Annotated in this window: 11 protein-coding genes; 3 read left to right on the forward strand and 8 right to left on the reverse strand. The window is 37.6% G+C overall.

All coding sequences use genetic code 11. From position 1 onward, the window contains the following. Positions 1-160: 160 nt before the first annotated feature. Both QMA08_RS15240 and QMA08_RS15245 read left to right on the forward strand, forming a co-directional pair. Positions 161-1,486, forward strand: a complete 1,326-nt coding sequence (locus QMA08_RS15240; protein ID WP_290174839.1) for a L,D-transpeptidase family protein — start codon at positions 161-163, stop codon at positions 1,484-1,486. A gap of 11 nt (positions 1,487-1,497) precedes the next feature. Then, the gene (locus tag QMA08_RS15245; RefSeq protein ID WP_290174841.1) at positions 1,498-2,499 is read left to right on the forward strand and encodes a D-Ala-D-Ala carboxypeptidase family metallohydrolase; all 1,002 of its coding nucleotides are present in this window, start codon (positions 1,498-1,500) and stop codon (positions 2,497-2,499) included. 272 nt (positions 2,500-2,771) lie between these two features. Here QMA08_RS15245 and pelG read toward each other — a convergent pair whose 3' ends face one another. The 8 genes from pelG to QMA08_RS15285 form a co-directional block, all read right to left on the reverse strand. Continuing rightward, entirely contained in the window at positions 2,772-4,136 is a 1,365-nt protein-coding gene (pelG, locus tag QMA08_RS15250; RefSeq protein ID WP_010554451.1) for an exopolysaccharide Pel transporter PelG, read from the reverse strand. Continuing rightward, positions 4,124-5,641, reverse strand: coding sequence for a GT4 family glycosyltransferase PelF (pelF, locus tag QMA08_RS15255; RefSeq protein WP_193226202.1), 1,518 nt, complete (start codon positions 5,639-5,641; stop codon positions 4,124-4,126). The genes pelG and pelF overlap by 13 nt, the downstream gene beginning before the upstream one ends. Then, a complete protein-coding gene (locus QMA08_RS15260; RefSeq protein ID WP_033020714.1) occupies positions 5,634-6,617 on the reverse strand; it encodes a HEAT repeat domain-containing protein in 984 nt (327 codons plus the stop codon). Before QMA08_RS15260 ends, pelF begins: the two co-directional genes overlap by 8 nt. Then, positions 6,614-7,912, reverse strand: coding sequence for a PelD GGDEF domain-containing protein (locus QMA08_RS15265; RefSeq protein ID WP_039486759.1), 1,299 nt, complete (start codon positions 7,910-7,912; stop codon positions 6,614-6,616). Before QMA08_RS15265 ends, QMA08_RS15260 begins: the two co-directional genes overlap by 4 nt. Next, the gene (locus QMA08_RS15270) at positions 7,909-8,424 is read right to left on the reverse strand and encodes a hypothetical protein (RefSeq protein ID WP_002958938.1); all 516 of its coding nucleotides are present in this window, start codon (positions 8,422-8,424) and stop codon (positions 7,909-7,911) included. The genes QMA08_RS15265 and QMA08_RS15270 overlap by 4 nt, the downstream gene beginning before the upstream one ends. Positions 8,425-8,438: 14 nt before the next feature. After that, complete coding sequence (locus tag QMA08_RS15275) at positions 8,439-11,726, reverse strand: tetratricopeptide repeat protein (protein WP_290174842.1); 3,288 nt, start codon at positions 11,724-11,726, stop codon at positions 8,439-8,441. Beyond that, on the reverse strand, positions 11,726-14,434 hold the full coding sequence (locus tag QMA08_RS15280) for an endo alpha-1,4 polygalactosaminidase (protein ID WP_290174843.1): 2,709 nt from the start codon (positions 14,432-14,434) through the stop codon (positions 11,726-11,728). The genes QMA08_RS15275 and QMA08_RS15280 overlap by 1 nt, the downstream gene beginning before the upstream one ends. Positions 14,435-14,742: 308 nt before the next feature. Then, the gene (locus QMA08_RS15285; protein WP_290174844.1) at positions 14,743-17,448 is read right to left on the reverse strand and encodes an endo alpha-1,4 polygalactosaminidase; all 2,706 of its coding nucleotides are present in this window, start codon (positions 17,446-17,448) and stop codon (positions 14,743-14,745) included. 521 nt (positions 17,449-17,969) lie between these two features. Between QMA08_RS15285 and QMA08_RS15290 the strand changes: the two genes are divergently transcribed. After that, a complete protein-coding gene (locus tag QMA08_RS15290) occupies positions 17,970-19,637 on the forward strand; it encodes a methyl-accepting chemotaxis protein (protein WP_290174845.1) in 1,668 nt (555 codons plus the stop codon). Positions 19,638-19,706: the final 69 nt, after the last annotated feature.

Raw genomic sequence — 19,706 nt, forward strand, 5'->3', positions numbered from 1 at the left:
TTTAATTTATTAACGTTTAGAATAAGGGTTTTTAAAAAGTCATTAAATTTCAATTGTTTATTTTGAAACTTTAATTTGGCATTACCGTTGCACCTCCAGAGTACTACTTAGTGGTAAGTACAAAAGCATTTATCAACGATATTTAGCGAGGAGGTACACAGTGAAGGGGTCATTTTCAAATCAAGCGCATACTAAAGCAAAGGGTTTTACTTTAATAACTGCATTGTTTATTGGCATGAGCGGTTTATGCTCAGCACCAACACTCGCTGCCAATGAGCTTGAAAGTGTGGTACTCGCTAACTCTTCACTAGCTGCTTACAACTCACAAAATTACGTGCAAGCAGATGACACCTACTACTTTGACCAATATTCAGCGCAGTTAATTGAACGTACAGAAAAAGCCATTAATTGGTATCAAGAAATAGTTAACAAAGGTGGTTTTACACACTTATATAACGATGAATTGCTTGAACTAGGCAGTAATAATAAACAAGTGAGCTTACTTGCACAGCGTTTATACCAAGAGCGTGACTTAAAAACTAATGTGTGCGACGAAGTTATATGCACGTTTGATAAAGATATAGAGCAAGCTGTTAAGCAATTTCAAAGCCGCCATGGTTTAAAAGTTGATGGCCGAGTGGGTAAGCGTACTTTTGCATCGCTTAATGTGCCCGCACAGCAAAAACTCGATAAATTAAAACTTAACTTTTATAGAATAACTAACTTTGCAGGCGCAAGTGATGAGCAATATGTGTATGTAAATATTCCTGAATACAGCTTACGATTTGTAAAAGCTGGCGATGTAAAATTAAAAAATAACGTAATTGTAGGTAAACCAAGTTGGGAAACACCTGCATTTAGCGACGAAATAGAAAAGTTTGTAGTTAATCCTGAATGGCGTATACCCACCTCAATTGCCACCAAAGAAATTGCTCCAAAGGTAGCCGAGGATCCTGACTACCTTGTAAAAAATAATATTGAAATTAGAAAAAACAGCTACCTAGACTCACAAACTGTTAATCCAAGCAACATTGATTGGGATTCTATTAAGCCGTACCAATTTGATCACTTTTTAGTAAAACGTGCTGGTGAAGAAAACCCCCTAGGGGAGGTTAAGTATTTATTCCCCAATGCCGAAGCAATTTATGTTCACGATACACCAGCAAAGCACCGTTTTAGCCAAGCAAATCGAGCTTTATCGCATGGCTGTATAAGAATAGAAAAGCCTTTTTCGTTAGCGCGTGAAATTATTAAGTACGAAGGAGAAGCGCAAACACTCAATAATATGGACACAGCACTTGCTCAAAATAGTACTCAGACGTTTTATTTAGATGAGCCTCTTCCTATTCATTTAGTTTATTGGACTGCATGGGTTGACGAAAATAAGCTGGTTAACTTTAGAGATGACATATATCAACGCGATAAAAAAGCGCTATTAAAAAATGACGAACAATCGGTGATTGCCGCTTTATTAAAAAATAAATAATGAGAGGGTTTATGCAATTTATTCATTATATTTCTATCGCCATATTCACAATTATATTTAGCAATAGTGTATTTGCTGCCGCGCCTATAAAGCCTGCACATCAGGTAGTTGATATAAAAAACAAAGCCAACTTTGAAGATGCAGAATTTAGCCTAAAAATTAACGATATAGTTATGCCATATTCGGTGTTTTCAGTATTTGTAATGCCCAAAGAGCAAGTTGAGTTTGAAGTGCTTTTTGCGCAATCAAAAAATGCTTACACGCTAATTAACACTCAAGGGAAATCTAAGCTTACAGACACCAACCGCTGGCAATGGCAAGCACCCAAAGAGCCTGGTTTAACAACGGTAATTATTGAGTCGCCCGATAAAAAACAGCGTATGAAAATCAACGTATTTGTAAAAGTACCGGCAGACAATGTTGAAGGAGGAAAGCTCAAGTATTACCACATTGGGCACTATCCTAAACCTTCACAGATTAAAGACGCTTCACACTACATAGTGCCCGATGGCTTTGTTAAGGTAACGCCTGAAAATGAAAACGTAAAAATATCACCTCACTTTTCACTAAAAGAATTTGTTAGTAAGCAGCGAAGTAAGTACCCAAAGTATTTATTTTTACAAAATAAGTTGCTACTTAAACTAGAAAAAATACGCAAAGAACTGATTTTAGAAGGTATACCGGTTAGTAATATGGTGGTTATGAGCGGTTATAGAACTCCGTACTACAACAAATCAATTGGCAATGTAAAACTTAGCCGACATGTATTTGGTGATGCTGCCGATATTTTTATAGATAACGATGGCAACTACCGTATGGATGATATAAATAATGACGGTAAGCATTCAATTGGTGACGCTAAAGCGATGGCCGATATAGTGGAGTCGTTAGCTAGACGTGAATCATTTAAAGGTTTGCTAGGTGGTTTAGGTATTTATGGGCCTAAGTCGCACAGAGGCGCATTTATACATGTTGATACGCGTGGTTTTAAAGCGCGATGGGTGAGTAAGTAATTGCAACGGCTACCTCATTTAGTATAAAGCTAAACTAGTTAAGTCTAATTGTATAAGAGATTAGCTAAGCCAAGGTAGGGGCTTGGTTTTTATAAGCCCTTTGTTTTATACCCATTTTATATCTTTACTGAGCTAGTCTTTTTTACTTTAAACTGAGGCGCTTATATGAGCTATAAACATGGTGTGTATCAGCCGCTTTCCAATATTTAATTATTTTATTTTGTACGAAAAGCTTTAAATATAAAGGCTGCATCAGCAGCCTTTATATTATGCTATTGCAGCATAAACGTTTCGTATTCTAAATCTTCAAATTGTTTAGAAAGCCAAAATAAGCCAACAACAGAGGTAATAATAGTTGAGAGAGCAAAGCCGTAACCATAAAACTGCGGCCCAAAAGCGATTGATAGCAAAGTTAAAACAACGTTTATTACCAAAAATAGTCCCGCTAAAAACAGGACGGTTGAGCGTTTATCTAAATAAAACAAAATATTTAAAATAGACAAAAATATAACTTGTACACCCACACCAACTACATCAATAAATAAAAGCGTTTTATAGTTTGGATCAATACCAATAAAGGTAAGTATTTGCTCGCCCCATAATAATAAGCAGGCAACGGTAATACCTTGAATTTTAAATATATCGTATAAACCGGCACGTGCAGTTTGGATCATATTGTCTTTTAAATAGTAAATCTCTTCTAACGATGAACCCTCTCGAATAGCTGTGTAAAAACGGTCGTATTCTTCTACAAAGTCGGTTTCCATTTTTACTAAAAATACTGCCATACCGGGAATAATAGACAAATAGGCTAAAAATATAGGTAAGTCGTAAATTGGGCTGGCTCTTAACGTGCCAATAATCTGAATTGATGTGCTTGGTGAATACCAAAAAATGATTTTATCAGCCCACACACCAATGTTATAAAACAGACCACAAAAGAATAGGCTGTAATACACTTTTTTATTGCTTAAAAAGTCAAAGCTTATAAGTTTTTCACCTGGGTAGCGGCGAATAATCATAAACAAAAAGCTAAAAAAGAGCAGAGCTTCGCCTGCAAAAAACGCAAAAAATAAGCCGTCTAACTGCCAGTCTCTTAATAAATATGCAAGCAATACCATAAAGGCGTAACCACTTAGCATAGTTATTAAAATTAACCGGTATTCTTTCATACCTGATAGAAAAATAGCGCCAAGCCACTGATTACATAAGCTTACAAAGGCACCTAAAATTATAATCTTAGTAACAACAGGTATAGGGAGCATAGGCCATACAGCCAAGCCTACCAATAGCGCGGCTATTGTTGTTATAAGTTGCGCACCAAGTAAATTAGGCAGTACCTTTGCCTCTTCTTTTTGAAAAAATAAATCGGCAATAAATCGAGTTAGTAATAACTGCAAACCACCCGTTAAAATAAGTGAGGCGGCCATCATGTAGGTAACAAGCGTTAAAAATTGAATAATAAGTACTTTAGGTAATACAATTCCTAAACTTAAAATACCAATAAGCATTAACGCTACAATAGAGAGCAACCAAGGCCCTGAGCCTATTAAACCTGCGTAGCCGTATGCTTCAAAAACTGAGAGCAGGGTATTTTTTTTGAGAATTTTTCGTATCTCAAAACCTATTCCAGCCATGCTATTGTATCCTTATAAAGTTTATCGTAACGGGCAAACATGTGGCTCTCGTCATAAAATTTTTGTACGCGGTCTAAACCACTTTTTTGATACTCAAGCCAAGTTTGCTCATTTGTTAGCATGTTTGATATTTGCTTTGCTGTTTCGCTCGGAGAAGCAATTGGGACAACTTCACCGGCTTTACCTAACGCTTTATCTTCATCGGTTCCGCCTTCGATTATTTCGCGGCACGAGCCAACATCACTAGCAAGTACAGGCACACCAGCCGCCATTGCTTCTAAAAGCACTAAAGGCTGCGCTTCAGAAATCGAGGTTAAAGCTACAATTCCGAGCTGAGGCAAAATTTTAGTAATATCTTGCATACCTAAAAACTTAACACTGTTTTGTAAATCAAGGCTGCCTACCAGTAGCTCACACTCTTTGTAGTATTGTGGATCTTCTTCGAAAGGGCCGATGATCCAGCCTTCGACCTCTGGTAATATCGATTGCGCTTCTTTAATCGCACGTATAAAGGTTTTAATATCTTTTATAGGCACTACACGTCCAATTAATCCAACAACCGGTGGTATCTGTTTTGGACGCTGATCAAGCGCTTCAATAAAGCGCACTGTTTTAATGCCATTAGGCACAACAAATGCTTTTTCTGGCGCTGCACCATCTTTTATTTGGCGCTGCCTGTTACCATCGTATAGCGAAATGATCTTATCTGCTTCTTGGTATGTTGTTCGGCCAATTTGCTCAAAAAAGCTGATCCACATTCGGCGAATAAAGCCCATCTCGGTATTTAAGTTTTTACCTAGGCTTTGTTCTGACTCTTTGATCCAACTGGCTTGAATAAGATCTATTTTTCTCTCTTTGGTGTAAATACCATGCTCGGTCAACAAAAAGGGAGTATTACTTATTACACTGGCGCCAGATCCTAAAATACCCGCATACCCGGTAGATATTGAGTGAATAAGTTTAACTTTAGGAAGCCCTCGTGCAATTTCGGCTATTTTAAATAGCGGCTTATATAAATTGCGATATGACCAAAAAAAGTCAATAAAAGAGGATTCATCACAAAAAGTTGAATAATAATTAGTGAGTACTTGCCATGACGATTCACTATATAAAAAGTCGGCTTCGTTAATACCGTCTTTTTTAGCTAAAGTTTCAAATGCAAACTTTAGTAATTCAGTCGGGATTGGCTCGTTACAATCTCTAAAATAATTTTGTAGTTGCTGCCAAAAATCAAAGAGTTCTTTTTTATATTTAACCCCGTGCTTAGCTTTTATTTCAGAGGTATCATTTTGTACTAAATAATGAATATGCAGCTTGGTAACGTTTTCAGGCAAGGTATATTGAATCTCGCCATAATGCTCTGGCGCTCCACCTATAAAAACAAGCTCAAAGTTATAATGAGGTAACCCTTCAATTATTTGATGGACCCAGCTAGATACGCCACCACGCACATAAGGGTAAGTACCTTCTAAAAGCAGTAAAATGTCTGCATTTTTGTTACTCATGCCAATACTCCTGTAAATGACGTAATTCACTGCCCTTAGGTTGTTCTGGGAGTTCTTTTAAGTAGCGTTTACAGTCGTCAAACTTGTTCATACAAAAGGCAACTTCGGCTTTATAGGGGAGAACATGACGCCTTGCCATGCCCGACTCAGTTGCTTTTAGTAAGTACTCATGGGCTATTTCGTATTTGTTTAAGGCTAAAGATATACGCCCTAAAAATATAAAGGTTGCAGGTGTTTTTACGTGCTCAATACTTTGCTGTGCAAGTGCTTCGGCTTTTTCTAAAACGTATTTACGAAGCGCACCTTGTGCTAAACCTAAGTAGCTAAGTTCCCAATAAAGTTCGGCTAGTTGTTTTTGTAAATTACTTAACTTTGGCTGCTTAGTCGTAATGGCTATTTCTTGCTGGTACAAACTGATTTTTTCGTTGAGTTTGGTTTCTTTACCATCAAGGGTTGAGTAGGCGAGTAGGCGAATATCATCTTCTAAATCTTTAAGTGCTAGCTTTAAAATAGGAATAGCTTGTGAGTCACTCATGTGACGAGCCGCCATTACGGCACTTAGACGTTTATTTGGTTCACTAGCATGCTTCAAAATTGCTTTAAGTCCGCCCATAGAATAGGTCGGGTTTGCTGATATTGCTCTGGCTTCAAAAGGAAGCTCAGGTATTTTATGCTCTTCAATTTCTATGTCATCGTTTTTGAGTGGTTTACACAGAGCAAACGTAAGCGCTACTACAACGCCTATAATTCCAAGTACAGGCAATGTAAACAACAATAAAAACATGAGTAGTAAAGAGCTATAGGGAGTCGTTTTGTATTTTTTAGGTATCAGGAAATAGCTAACAAAAGCAAAAAGGATGCTAGCAATAGCATGCAATAGTATAGCTAAAAACCAATCAGGTGTTTCCAGTACTTCTATTAGTGCAAAGTACTGACAAATACACCCTAAAATAGCCGCTACAATAATTATAATCATGAAAGTGAAACCAATCTCTTTATGTCATCTGAGCTTATTGGTAGTGCAAGTTGTTGCTCAATAACAATATCAAGCTCAGCTAAAGTGCTACCAGTGCGCTCTTTACACCAAGTGTTCATTCGGGCAATAAAGCCTGCTTTTTCAAGTTCATCAGCTAATGGCATTAATAGCAGTAATATCTGATTTTTATCATCATATAAATAAATGTCTAAACCACGGCGGGCTTCACTTAAATAACTCATAAGTTGAGTCGATTTATCAGTAATATTGTTGGCTTTTATTTTTAGTAGCTGCGATGGAATGTTGTATCGTTTTGCTTCTTTATTTGCGCGCTTAACTTGGCGAATAAAGTATGGAGACTCTTCATACGTCATTACTGGGTTTGTTATTTCATGACGAAGTAAATCGCCTATATGCCCAGCCATTACAGCAAGTAATGTTAGAGTTGTATTTTTAAGCGCAAAAAATTGTATTCTTTCAACCAAAATAGCGCCGTAAATAGTATTGTTTACGTCGATAAGTGGGATTGCCATATGGTATTTACTTATACCCGATGATGCTTTTTCGTCTTTTACCGATACTAATTCCTTTTCTTCGATCATCGCTAATATAAGAGGATCGTTTTTAGCTATTTGACTCATTTTACCTATAGAGGCAAGTGGTGGCTCTAAAACACTGTCGTTTTCAACTTTATACAATCCTGCTCTTTCTAGCGAACCGTACTCAACAAATAAGTCGATTATTTTTTGCGCTGCGCTATCAAGTCTTCTTTCTTTTAATAGCCCGATAGAGGTTCTTACTGCTTGTAGCGATTCACGTAAACTCAACGTATGGCCAGCTAGCATTTGCTCAATTCTATCGTGAGATGAATTAATTAAATGATACTGACGAGTAAATGTTTCAAGACGATCTGTTACGTACTCAAGCTGAATACTTTGCTGTTGATTAGTACGCTCCCACACATCCCTAAATTCGCCAGTGATCATAATTACAATAATGTAGCCAATCATAGCGTTAATATTGAAGTCGCTTTGCGGTGATAAAATATTTGCTTGAAGTAAAAAAAGTTGGCCAACAAGCAAACATAAAATACTAATAAAGCCTTTTGAAAAGCCATAGCGTAAAGAAACTAAAAGTGGGCCAAGTACAGGCCACGAAAACCCTCCCTCAGTCCAAAATGGGTCCTGTGCGTTAAATAATACAGGCAGCCCTAAAGCAAGCGCGGTAAATATAAATACCTCAGCCCATATTTGTAGCTCAGGAACGTCTCTTGGTCTAAGGAAATGTGTTTTCACTCACTAACCTCTATATAAGAAATTAAATCGGCAATCACATCTTGTGCTGTTGCTGCAATGCTATCGCGACCCCAGCCACTTTTAGCAATAGTACCTGTCCAAACTGGTGTGGTTTGTCCATTTACAGTGAGTGATAATGTAAGTGCAACAACAGGTTCGCCATCAAGGCCTGCTTTATAGCGCCACTCTTCAATGCTGCCTGTTAGTACATAGTCAGCTTGTTGAGTGCTTAACCATTGCATAGCATTGTCTAAACGGTATTGATCATCCAGCGGTGGAAGCTCTTTGCTGTTTACGCGAGGTGCACGTATTAAAGTTGGTAATTTATTTTGTTGCCAAATGCTGGCTAAAATATCTTCAGCACGCTCACCTGCAAGCGGTGTTTGAGCATGATTAACAAGCGGCATTAGTGCCACTGTTTTTGAAGGGCTAAGCTCTATATCATCAGCAACTCTGCTGGTGGTACATGCTGATAATAGTAATACCAAACACGGTATAATTAAACGAAACATACTCTCTCCTAACATTAAAAATGTACGTAATAACCTAATTGTAATTGTGTATCTGAGTTACCCACTTTATTACTACTTTGGTAACCCAGCTGTAATTTAAATAAATCATCGCCCAGTACAGACCAACCTGCGCCACTTGAAACTGATACATCTACTGTATCGTTAAGTGTTTGATAGCCAGTACTTATATCAAATAACCACGAAGGGCTTGCGCCTAAATAAGGAGGTTCTAATGAGCCAGTTGAAGCAAATGAGGTCCCTAGTGCAAAACGTCTAAATGGTTGAAGGTCAACTCTTAGCGGTCTTCTGCTTGAATCTGTATTTATTAATGCATTAACACGTTCAAAGTCTTGCCATTGCGCACTAAAATAAGCGTTCCAAATTGGGCGTTCTTTTAAAATGCTGTATTGGTAACGAGCATTATATTCTTGGCCGTTTATTAGTGAGCTGCCATCGCTTCTTCGAGAAAAAGACATCGCTGCTGCTGATAGCTGTACGTTTTGTCTACCATCAATATTGTAATTAACATAGGCCGTGGCTTTATCTAGCTGAGCATAGCTAAGTAGTGCTTCTGATTGGCGGTTTTCAACATTATATTCAAGCTTTAAACCTACCTGTGTTCGTGAATCCCATTGATAACGAGAGTCTAAGCTAAGACCTTGGCGGCTAACTAAGCTGCCTTGGTGCGAATCTATTTTTGCATCAAAATACCAACGACCAAAGGTCATTTTATCTTCTATCGCAAACAGTAATCCGTTGTTATCAAGATTTTGCTGATTACTTAAACTTAATTTCCATTGCCCCTTAGCATAAGGAAAATAAACGTTTACATCGTACTGGCTACTGTTTAAACCAGCCTCTGGCGATAGGTTAATTTCAAGCGCTCTAAAATAGGATGAGCGTGCATTTCTAAGTAAACTCAATTGCGATTGACTTGGTTCTTCAGTGAGTTCTTCGTACCAACGTTGCATGGTGGCATAGGGTTGTTTTAAATAGAGTAGGGCGTTTAGCTCATCTAATTTGCTTAGTGAACCTTCAGCTATAAGCTGTTTCGCTTTATTAAACTCGCCGTTGGTCATATAAAGTTGTAGCTTTTGCCATGGCTCTAATTTTTGTGCAGCCCTGCGCGCTAACCACCAGTTTGTTTGAGGTTCACCAATAGTGTCGGGGGCAAGTTCTTCCATTGTGTTTAATTGCATTAAATGAGGAACAGCCATCGCGCCCGCCCAGCGGAACATTAGGCCTCTGTATGCATATTTATCTTTAGGTAAGTGTTGCAGTAAATAGTGATTAAGTTCAGCAGCATTTGCATAATATCCAAGTTGTTTCATTACATCGGCTAAGTTAACCAGTGTTGTTAAGTCACTTGGCTCTGCAATGGCCAATTTACGCAAATAAAAGTAGGCACTGTTATATGATTTTTCATAAATAGATAGGCTAGCTAAGAGCTGCGTCCACGCATAGGAAGTGTCGCTTTGAGAATAGCGCGTTAAAATGCGGCCAATCATTACAGTGTCATGCATTTGCAGCGCTAACCAACCTTGTGCAAGCACAACATCAGAGTCATATTCGCTTAATTTAGCAGCGCGGTTTAAGGTTGTATAAGCTGAATTTAAATCACTTTGGTTTTGATACCAATTAGAAAGAATTAACCAAGCAGGATAGAGAGCTTTATTATATCGTTGTTTATCAAGTTCAGCATGAATACGTGCAACTGATTTAGCATCATTTACTTGTGTGCTTAATAATGCAATTTGAATCAATTGACGGTCAGTTTGCGACTCACTTTTCCATAAATAATCAAGAAGCTCCTGAGGCCTACCTTCAAAGCGCAATTGTTGGTAGTGCAGCATGTCGCCTACGCTTAAAGGGCTTATTTGTTGCAACTGCTCTAATGCATATAGCTCATGAGCTTTGTCTTGGACTCGCATTGCCATGTCTACATGGGCACTCCAAAACTCATCGTCAGAACTTTCATGTTTGTTTTTTAGTACTTGCAGAGCTGTAGAAAAGTCATCTTCTAGCCAAAATGCGCGGGCAATCCAAAGTAAATCTTCTTCATTTTTAGGCCCTTTATATGTAGGCCACAAAGCTCTTAAGGCTTTTAAATTACCAGTATCGTGAAGTACTTTTGCTTTCCAATATTGTGATAATGCACTTTTACCATTTATTTGCTCAAAGCGTTCAATATTATTTAACTCTTGCTTGGTGTTACCAATAAATTCGTTAGCTTGCATCCAATTAGCAAAGCCATTTCCTTTTAGATTTCTATTTTGGGCTTTATATTCGTATATATCATTAGCATCTTGGTATAAATATAAAGCGGTGGCATCGTTAATACTATCGGTAAGCATCGCAGGGGTTACGGCTTTGTTAGACATTAGCCATTTAAACTCTCGAAGTGCCTCTTTAGGCTTGTTTTGCCAGCGCTTTATCTTCCAATTTAATAAATGTAGCTCTTTGTCATCTGGGCTTTGTAGTAATAGCTTTGCAAGTAATTGCTCAGCCCCTTTTGCATTTCCATTTGCTAAACGCAGGTGCATTGCTTGTGTTAAGTAATCGCTGTTATTTGGGTCGGTCTTTAATAAGCTTTCAATCGCTTGAGCTGCATCTTCTGTATTGCCAGCCAAGTTTGCTAAATAAAGGGTGCGTTTAACATCGGCTTTGTCACCGTAGGTGTTCCACCATGCATAAGCTTGAATCGGATTATTTGCGCCAAGTGCAGTTTCAATCGCTTTAGCTGCAATGTCAGCATTTATATTTGTTTTATAAATAGCGAATGCTTTGTCAGGTTCCCCTGCGCTTAACCAGTAATCGGCTGCAAGGAGTGGCTGTTTATTTTTTTGATAATACTGAGCAACTTTTGCGTTTAACCCAACGGCTTTTGCAATAGTAAGTATTTGTTCGTTCCAATTTTTATGAGCTCCTATTTTTAAAGATAGCTCTTCAAAGCGGTCGTCAACTTTAGCACCACTTGCTAGCCATAATGAGTAAAGCAGCTTTATTTCAAGTGTTGCTTTGCGCTCGCCTCTAGGTAGCTTTTCAAGCTCGTTAGTGGCTTGTGAATACTCACTAAGCCCTATATGTAGCTCAACCAATTTTGCGCGAAGCTTTTCGTTGTCGGGCTCTGCATTGAGTGCTGCATTGAGGTAAGATTTCTCAAAGGTATAATCTTGTGAAAGTGCATCATCTTCAAAAAATAAGGTATGGGGAAATAACGCATAAAGTGCAAAACAACTTACAGCTAGTATCGCTAATATTGTTTTTATAGAAATTAACTGAGGGCGCTTTTTAGTATTCATTATAGAGCAGATCCGTTGCAGTTAAGGTAACCATAAAAGTCACCTGTAGGTATTTTAAAATGTGTTAATTTACCCCGGTTAATACCTTTGAAGCGCTCACCCAAATTAGATACAAATTCGCAAGAGCGTGCATTAATTAAATCAAGTGAAGCGGGCACCCACGCTTTAAAACTAACAGGTCCGTTAACTTGCCAGTTATTAATAACAACATTTGCAGACGCTAAATAAGGTTTTTCACTATTTTGGCTATGATCAAAGCTAAGGCGAGCTATGTTATTTATAATATGTATGTAGTCACCTTTTTCAGTTACACCAGATACACCTTCACTTTGAGCTATGTTTGGCACATCAAAATCGCTAGGTATGCGCAGAGTGCGAATGTACTTTGAGCTAAATAACCATTCATTATTACTGTTTTTTGCAAGTGCAGAAAAGTAAAAGTCTTTTGCTACTTTTGCATAGTGGCTTAAATGCACCGGTGTATTTGGCCTTGCTAAAACATAATCAATGTTGTGTTTAAGAGCGTCTAAGCCCGCAAGAACTTCACCTGAATAAAAGTGATAATAAATAGTGTAAGGTTTTAATCTATATGGCTTTTCTGTTATTTCGAATGTTTCGGTTAAGCGTCTAAAGCCGTAATAAGGGCCATGCCATAAGTTTGTGTAAACATTTTCATTTAATATGGGGGCGTAAATTTGATACAGCAAATCTCTTTCAGGGCGACCGATAGGGGAGATGTGGGAAAGGCTTGGGTTATCAGCATTTACATCAGTATTACCGCCATTGACATTTAATACGCCAGCGTCACGAGCAAGTTCAAGTGCTTTTGGGCCAGGTGTTGCATCACCAGACCATAGCATCATTACTGTTTTTTTATTTTTAGGTGTGAGTTTTTCATCAATGTACTTTATCGAGTCGGTAATTTCTTTTTTAAGGCTAATTGTGTTGTAGCCAGGCACGTCTAGATGAAAACCGTAATCTGTGTCGTCTTCATCTATTTTTTTTCGCCCAGATAGTGCTGTCCAAAAATAGGGATGACTATAAGTGTGTGAAGCAACTTCTACGTAAGGCAGGTTAAAAATACTACGCGCAATGCCTTCGAGTTTGGCACTTTGTTTAGAATGAATACCGCCTTCTTCAATATCAGCTTGGATCACTGATGACGTTAACGGTAGTTTGTAGTGTTTAATTATTTCATCTCGAATTACTTCTGCTGAATAAGGCTTACCTGCGTAGTGGGCAACACTTGTAAATCCATCTCCATCGATATGCAAAGTAAGAATTCGCCTGCCGCTTTCGGTGGTTGTATCTGGCACTAATATAGGTGGTAACCCCATTGCTTGAGTAAGTAATGTACGCGGATCAATAACCCATTTGCTGCCTTCCATCGGAAATGTATCAATTAGCCAAGGAGCAACTACTACTGCACCATATTTAGTTTTAGCAGCTTGTACAACTATTGTGTCATCCGATGATTTTATTGTAATTAAAGGAGTCGCATCAGTTGATAATTTGAGTAAGTATGGTTTAACAATAGGGGGAGGTGTTGTGGACTCCCCTTTGAGCCAAGGTGCAAAGCTATCTTGTTTATATGGACCTTCAGGTAGTGTGTTTAACGACTCAATACCTAAGCTTAATAATAATTTAGTTGATTGTGGTAACTCGCCTAAAATAAGCTCTGGCACCACACCTAAATTAGCTTCAAGCCAATTGTTTAGTGTTGGTGTGTAAAATGCGTCGCTTGAGGTCCACGAAATAATACCAGCATGTAAGCTAGGATCAACTAAAGGTAAATCGCGCTTTGCCATATCTATGTAATCAGGTATATACCCCAAATACTCAATCATGGTCGCAAGCTTTAAATGTACGGTAGTGTAAATGAGTGGCTTAACGTTACTGTTGTACGGAATGAGGATGCGTCTTGGTACTGGTGATATAGTTGATGTACCCCATGTTTGTAAGTGCCCATCAGTTACCCAGGGAATAAAACCTGCCTGTTTTATTTTTTGCGCCATAGCAAGACGGTTGTCAGGCTGTGCATAATCAATAACTTGTACTTTAAAACCAAGCTTTTGTGCCGTTTTTAATTGTGCACTTAGCCAAGCTTGATCGTTCTCGGTGGTTAATTTGTAGCTATTATTGATTGGGTTGTAATGGCTATATAAACCTTCAGCCACTAAATCACTGGCTAAACCGGTAAGTCTAGGTAGTAACTCAAAGCCTCGGTTGAGGATAAGGTGTTTATTAAACGTGCCAGACAGACTTTTTATAATTGCGACTAAGCCATTTTGTTGATCTGATTTACTGTACTTGTCATCTAAAAGCAGATAGCTGTCTAGGGTATCTAAAAACAAGCCACTGAAGCCTCGTGCTTTTAAAGTAGCTGCGTTATTTTGCACATGTTGTTGCCAATGCGTAGATGTTAAATCGGCAATGTGACTATTCCAGTTAGGGTTAACTGCGAGTGAAGACTCACTTTCAATAAACGACTCACCAACACTTAAATAAGCATAAATAGCTATGTCACGCTGTTTAAACCAATTGAGTTCGTGCTCAGTCACAAGGTCAGGCTGAACTACAACGCGAGAATAAAAGGTCATTTCGGCTAATGGCATCGGCGCTGAGTAGTAAAAAGCGATACTATTATTTACAGGCGTTGCGAATGCGTGAGCCGACACTAAAAGTGTAAGGTATAAAATATACTTCATTAATAATTCATTTTTATTAGATTATAACTGTGACTCAAAGTGATGTGTTCCGATTTAATGCTAGTTGTTTAGTATTAGGAATATAGGACTATTATATGTTAATGAAAGATTGATCTCTACATGTAAATTCAACCTTATACTCAATAGTTTAAATTTACATGTAGGTTTGATTAACTCACAGCAGTAAAACTTATTGGTTTACCACTCAAGTTATTAAGATCAGCCTATAAACCTATACTTAGAAAAACGATAAAAGAGTGCATCAATATATTAACTATAATAAGAGTTTAGTTTTTTATTGCTCACCATCATGCAGCTATTTTACATTTTAAGTAGCCATAGAACTGTCCTTTTGGCAGACTAAACTGTGTGATATCAACATCCGATTTACCTCTAAAGCGCTTTCCATCATTAGAAACAAATTCACAAGAACGACCATTAACTAAATCAATTTTAGCAGGCACCCATGCTTTAAAACTGACAGCTCCATTTACTTGCCAATTATCCATGGAGACATTAGCTGAAGCTAAATAAGGTACATTGTTTTTCTGGCTGTGATCAAAGCTAAGCTTTGCTAGATCATCAGTTATATGAATGTAATCACCTTTTTGAGTGATGCCAGATACACCTGAGCTTTGAGCTATGTTAGGGATATCGAAATCATTGGGAATACGTAATGTTCGAATGCTTTGAGAGCTAAAAAACCATTCGTTCTTGCTGTTTTTAGCAAGAGCTGAAAAATAAAAGTCTTTAGCTATTTTTGCATACTGGCTCAAATGTACTGGCGTATTCGGTCTTGCAAGTACGTAGTCTATGTTGTATTTCAGTGCATCAAGTCCTGCAGGTAATTCACCAGAATAAAAATGAAAGTAAATACTATATGGCTTTAATCTGTATGGCTTTTCTGTAATTTCAAATGTTTCTATTAGGCGTTTAAAACCATAATAAGGGCCATGCCACAAGTTGGTATATACGTTTTCGTTAATAATGGGTGCATAAATTTGGTATAACAAGTCACCTTCAGGTCGACCAATTGGCGATACATTTGTAAGTGTTGGGTTATCAGCTTTTACAGAAGTATTACCACCATTGACGTTAAGCACGCCGGCTTTTCTTGCTATGGCTAAAGCCTTTGGTCCTGGAACTGCATCGCCTGACCATAGAATTAGTACTGTTTTTTTATATTTTGGCGTCAGTCGTTCATTAATGTATTGAATTGACCCTGAAATTTCTTTTTCTAAATCGACAGAGGGATACCCTGGAATATTTAAATTAAGTCCATATACCGTATCATCTTCCTCTATGTTTTGTATCCCTGATAATGCTTTCCAAAAGTAAGGGTGGCTGTATGTGTGTGATGCAATCTCTACATAAGGTAGTTTAAATATATCTCTTGCAACTTGCTCAAGTTCTTCACTTTGTTTTGGATGTAAGCCGTTAGGCTCTATGTCTGCTTGTATTATGGAGGATGTTAATGGCAATTTGTACCTTTTTATTATTTCATCGCGAATAACTTCTGAGTTGTATGGCTTACCTTTGAAGTGCGCAACGCTACTAAATCCATCGCCATCTATGTGCAAAGTTAACATACGCCTTCCGCTCAGAGTTGTTGTATCAGGAGCTAATATTGTGGGTAAATTTAGTACTTTTGTTAACAAGTTCTTAGGGTCTATCACCCATTTACTGCCTTCCAGTGGTAAATTATCAATTAGCCAAGGGGCTACTATTATGCCACCTAGTTTAGTCTTACTTCCTTGCGCTAGGATTTTACCATTTGCTGAACTAATGCTAATTAACGCTGTGGCGTCTGAGGTTAACTTAAGGAAATTTGGTCTGATAATTACAGGTGCTTTTGTAGTTTCACCTTTTAGCCAATCGGCAAAGTATTTAACTTCATAAGGGCCAGGTTGCGCATTATTTATATTTTCTACGCCTAAACTAATTAGTAATTTATTTGATTGAGGTAATTCCCCTAATATTAGCTCCGGTACTATTTTCAAACCCCCTTCCAGCCATTTAATAATCTCAGTATTATAAAATATACTATGAGTAGTCCAAGAAATAATGCCGGCATGTAGACTGGGATCTATTTTAGGTAAGCTTTCTTTAGCTACATCTACATAATCAGGAATATACCCTAAGTATTCTATGACTGTAGCAAGCTTTGAATGAACGGATTTTTTAACTAAGGGTGAAATATCGCTATTATAAGGGATTAATATTCGCCTAGGCACAGGTGTTATCGATGATGTCCCCCATGTTTGCAAGTGGCCATCTGTCACCCACGGATTAAAACCTGCGTCTATAATCTTTTGTGCCATAGCGAGGCGGTTATCGGGCTTTGCATAATCAATAATTTGGACGTTGAGGCCTAAGTTTTTTGCTTTTTTTAATTGTGCGCTTAGCCAATCTTGGTCGTTTTTGTTGGTCAGTTTATAGCTATTGTCATTTGGGTTGTAATGGCTATATAAACCTTCAGCCACTAAATCATTGGCTAAATCAGCGAGTTTAGGCAATAACTCAAAGCCCCGGTTGAGAATAAGGTGCTTATCAAAAGTTTTAGATAGAGAGCTTATTATGGTGACTAATCCAGCTTGTTGTTCGGGTTTACTGTGCTTGTCATCTAAAAGTTGATAGCTGTCTAGAGTATCTAAAAATAAGCCGCTAAAACCACGTGCTTTTAATGTCTCAGCGCTCCTTTGAATATGTTGTTGCCAATGTGCTGACGCTAAATCGGCAATATGGCTATTCCAGTTGGGGTTTATACTAAGTGAGGACTTATTTCTATTAAAAGACTCGCCAACACTTAAATAAGCATAAACAGCAATATTACGTTGTTTCAACCAATTAAGTTCGTGCTCAGTGACGTGTTCTGGCTGAACTACAACGCGTGAATAAAAGGTCATTTCGGCTAGAGGCATAGGGTATGAATAGTAAAATGCAATACTATTATTTACAGGCTTTGCAAATACTTGACTAGAGATTAAAAGCACAAGATATAAAATATATTTCATTAGTAATTCATTTTTATTAATTCATAACAGTGGCTCAAAACAATATGTTTTAATCTATCTGATTATTTGTTACTAGGAAGATAGGATTATTATATGTTAATAATAAATTAATCTCTACATATTAATTTAACCTTGAGGTCAATATTTATACTCGCTTACAAATAATCTAACTCGCTGCAATTAAAACTAATTAACTTAAATAAAAGCAGTAAGGCTACGTGGATATTATTTATAGAGAGTGTTTTAAATAATGGATAAACGTTGGATGAATTATTTTTATTAAGACTAAGGTCTCTGCGTTATTGGTGTCTAAAATGCTGAGTTGGGATTATAATATGGCTAAGCTGACTTCTAACTAACTTGGTCCTACCTAATTTTACCTATGCTTTTCTTAATATAAGTTTAAAGCGATATAAATGAGTGAAGTTATTTTGGGCAAATAAGTAAATCTGCAAACTATATTAGTTTTGCTAGATTTTAGTTGTTGCTGCACACACACCTTTATTCACCTCGGAGAAAAAATGAGTAATTTAAGCTTGAAAAACAAATTGCTGTTACTAGCTATTTTACCGCTAATGCTACTTTTGATCAGCTTAATGCTGAGTTCTTATTATTTAGAGAATAAAAATCAGCAACAAAATTTTGAAGCATTTCAAACTAAGTTAATAAGTGACAAGCAAACGTTACTAAGTACCGAAATTGAAATTGCTAGCAAAATTGTTCGCTATCAATTAGCAAATGGCTCTGAGCAAGATGCTAAAAACGCTTTAAGAGACTTAACATTTGGCCAAGGTGGCTACTTTTTTATATACGACACCAATGGCATTAGTGTTTTTCATGCATTACTAGGTGATGCTATTGAAGGACAAAATAAAATAGGGATGACTGACCCTAACGGTAAAAAAATAATAGTGGGCTTATTAGAGCAAGCTAGAAAAGGCGGCGGCGCTTTTAACTATCATTTTCAAAAACCAAATACCACAGGCTTAGTTGAAAAGATGGGCTATGCAGCAATGATACCAGGCACAAACTGGATGATTGGTACTGGCGCATATATGGATGATATAGACGCAGAGCTACTTAAATACCAAACAGCAATGCAAAAGCACATGAATGATAAGATAATGACCTTATTATTAATTGCTTTATTTTGGGTTGTTTTAACAATTATATGTGCGTTAGTTGCCGCAAATACAATGGTAAAACCAATACAGCGCATGGCGCAAAGCCTTGACGATATTGCAAAAGGTGAGGGCGATTTAACCAAGCGTCTAGACATTGATACTAACGATGAAATAGGTCAGCTTGGCGAAGCATTTAATATGTTTGTAAGTAAGCTACATGGCATTATTGCTAATGTGGTTGATGTAACACACGATGTAAAAACAGCTTCTGGTGACATAAATACACAAACACGATTAATTGAAGACAAGTTACTTAATCACAATCATGAAACAGATCTTGTTGCGACGGCTATTACCGAAATGTCGGCTACTTCTCATGAGGTGGCTCAAAATACAAATCAAGTGGCAGAGTCAACTCAAGCGGCAACGCAAGAAGTTGCTAAAGCTCAAGAGTGTGTTGATATTTCACTCAGTGAGGTTTCAAACTTAATGGGCGAAATTAACCTAGCTGCTGAACAAGTGGATTCACTCAGTGATCAATCTAAAAAGATTAATAGCGTACTAAGTGTAATTGGTGGAATTGCTGAGCAAACAAACTTACTTGCACTCAACGCTGCAATAGAAGCTGCGCGAGCAGGTGAGCAAGGCAGAGGGTTTGCAGTTGTTGCTGATGAAGTAAGAAGCCTAGCAAGTCGTACTCAAGTTAGCACATTAGAGATTAGTGAAATGTTGAGTGAGCTACATAACTTAGTATCAGATGCAGTTGCAGCAATGCAAGCAAGCCAAAGTAGTTGTAATCGCTCTGTTGAATCCTCTCGTGCTATTTCAGAAAGTTTAGGCGCGGTAACAAGCTCAGTTAGATCAATTAACGACATGAGTACGCAAATTGCGACAGCGGCGCTGGAGCAAAGTAGCGTTACAGAAGAAATAAACCGTAATGTATTTGCTATTCAAGAAATAGTTAATGAGCTAACTATTTCAAGTAAAACCACCTCTTCAGTTGGTCAGCATTTAGCTGGGCGTGGTGAAAGCTTAGGACACTTAGTTGGCCAGTTTAAGATTTAACAAAGCTCAAAGCCCTACACTAAAAGCCGCTAATAGCGGCTTTATTTTTGTGGGCGATTTTTTATAAAA

Origin of the sequence: Pseudoalteromonas sp. APC 3355, assembly GCF_030407615.1 — a bacterium.
Classification (GTDB): domain Bacteria; phylum Pseudomonadota; class Gammaproteobacteria; order Enterobacterales; family Alteromonadaceae; genus Pseudoalteromonas; species Pseudoalteromonas distincta.

What these genes read in the sequence shown, in the direction of transcription:
- QMA08_RS15245 (WP_290174841.1), top strand. Translation starts at nt 1,498, where the DNA reads ATGCAATTTATTCATTATATTTCTATCGCCATATTCACAATTATATTT.
- pelG (WP_010554451.1), bottom strand. Translation starts at nt 4,136, where the DNA reads ATGGCTGGAATAGGTTTTGAGATACGAAAAATTCTCAAAAAAAATACC.
- pelF (WP_193226202.1), bottom strand. Translation starts at nt 5,641, where the DNA reads ATGAGTAACAAAAATGCAGACATTTTACTGCTTTTAGAAGGTACTTAC.
- QMA08_RS15260 (WP_033020714.1), bottom strand. Translation starts at nt 6,617, where the DNA reads ATGATTATAATTATTGTAGCGGCTATTTTAGGGTGTATTTGTCAGTAC.
- QMA08_RS15270 (WP_002958938.1), bottom strand. Translation starts at nt 8,424, where the DNA reads ATGTTTCGTTTAATTATACCGTGTTTGGTATTACTATTATCAGCATGT.
- QMA08_RS15275 (WP_290174842.1), bottom strand. Translation starts at nt 11,726, where the DNA reads ATGAATACTAAAAAGCGCCCTCAGTTAATTTCTATAAAAACAATATTA.
- QMA08_RS15280 (WP_290174843.1), bottom strand. Translation starts at nt 14,434, where the DNA reads ATGAAGTATATTTTATACCTTACACTTTTAGTGTCGGCTCACGCATTC.
- QMA08_RS15285 (WP_290174844.1), bottom strand. Translation starts at nt 17,448, where the DNA reads ATGAAATATATTTTATATCTTGTGCTTTTAATCTCTAGTCAAGTATTT.
- QMA08_RS15290 (WP_290174845.1), top strand. Translation starts at nt 17,970, where the DNA reads ATGAGTAATTTAAGCTTGAAAAACAAATTGCTGTTACTAGCTATTTTA.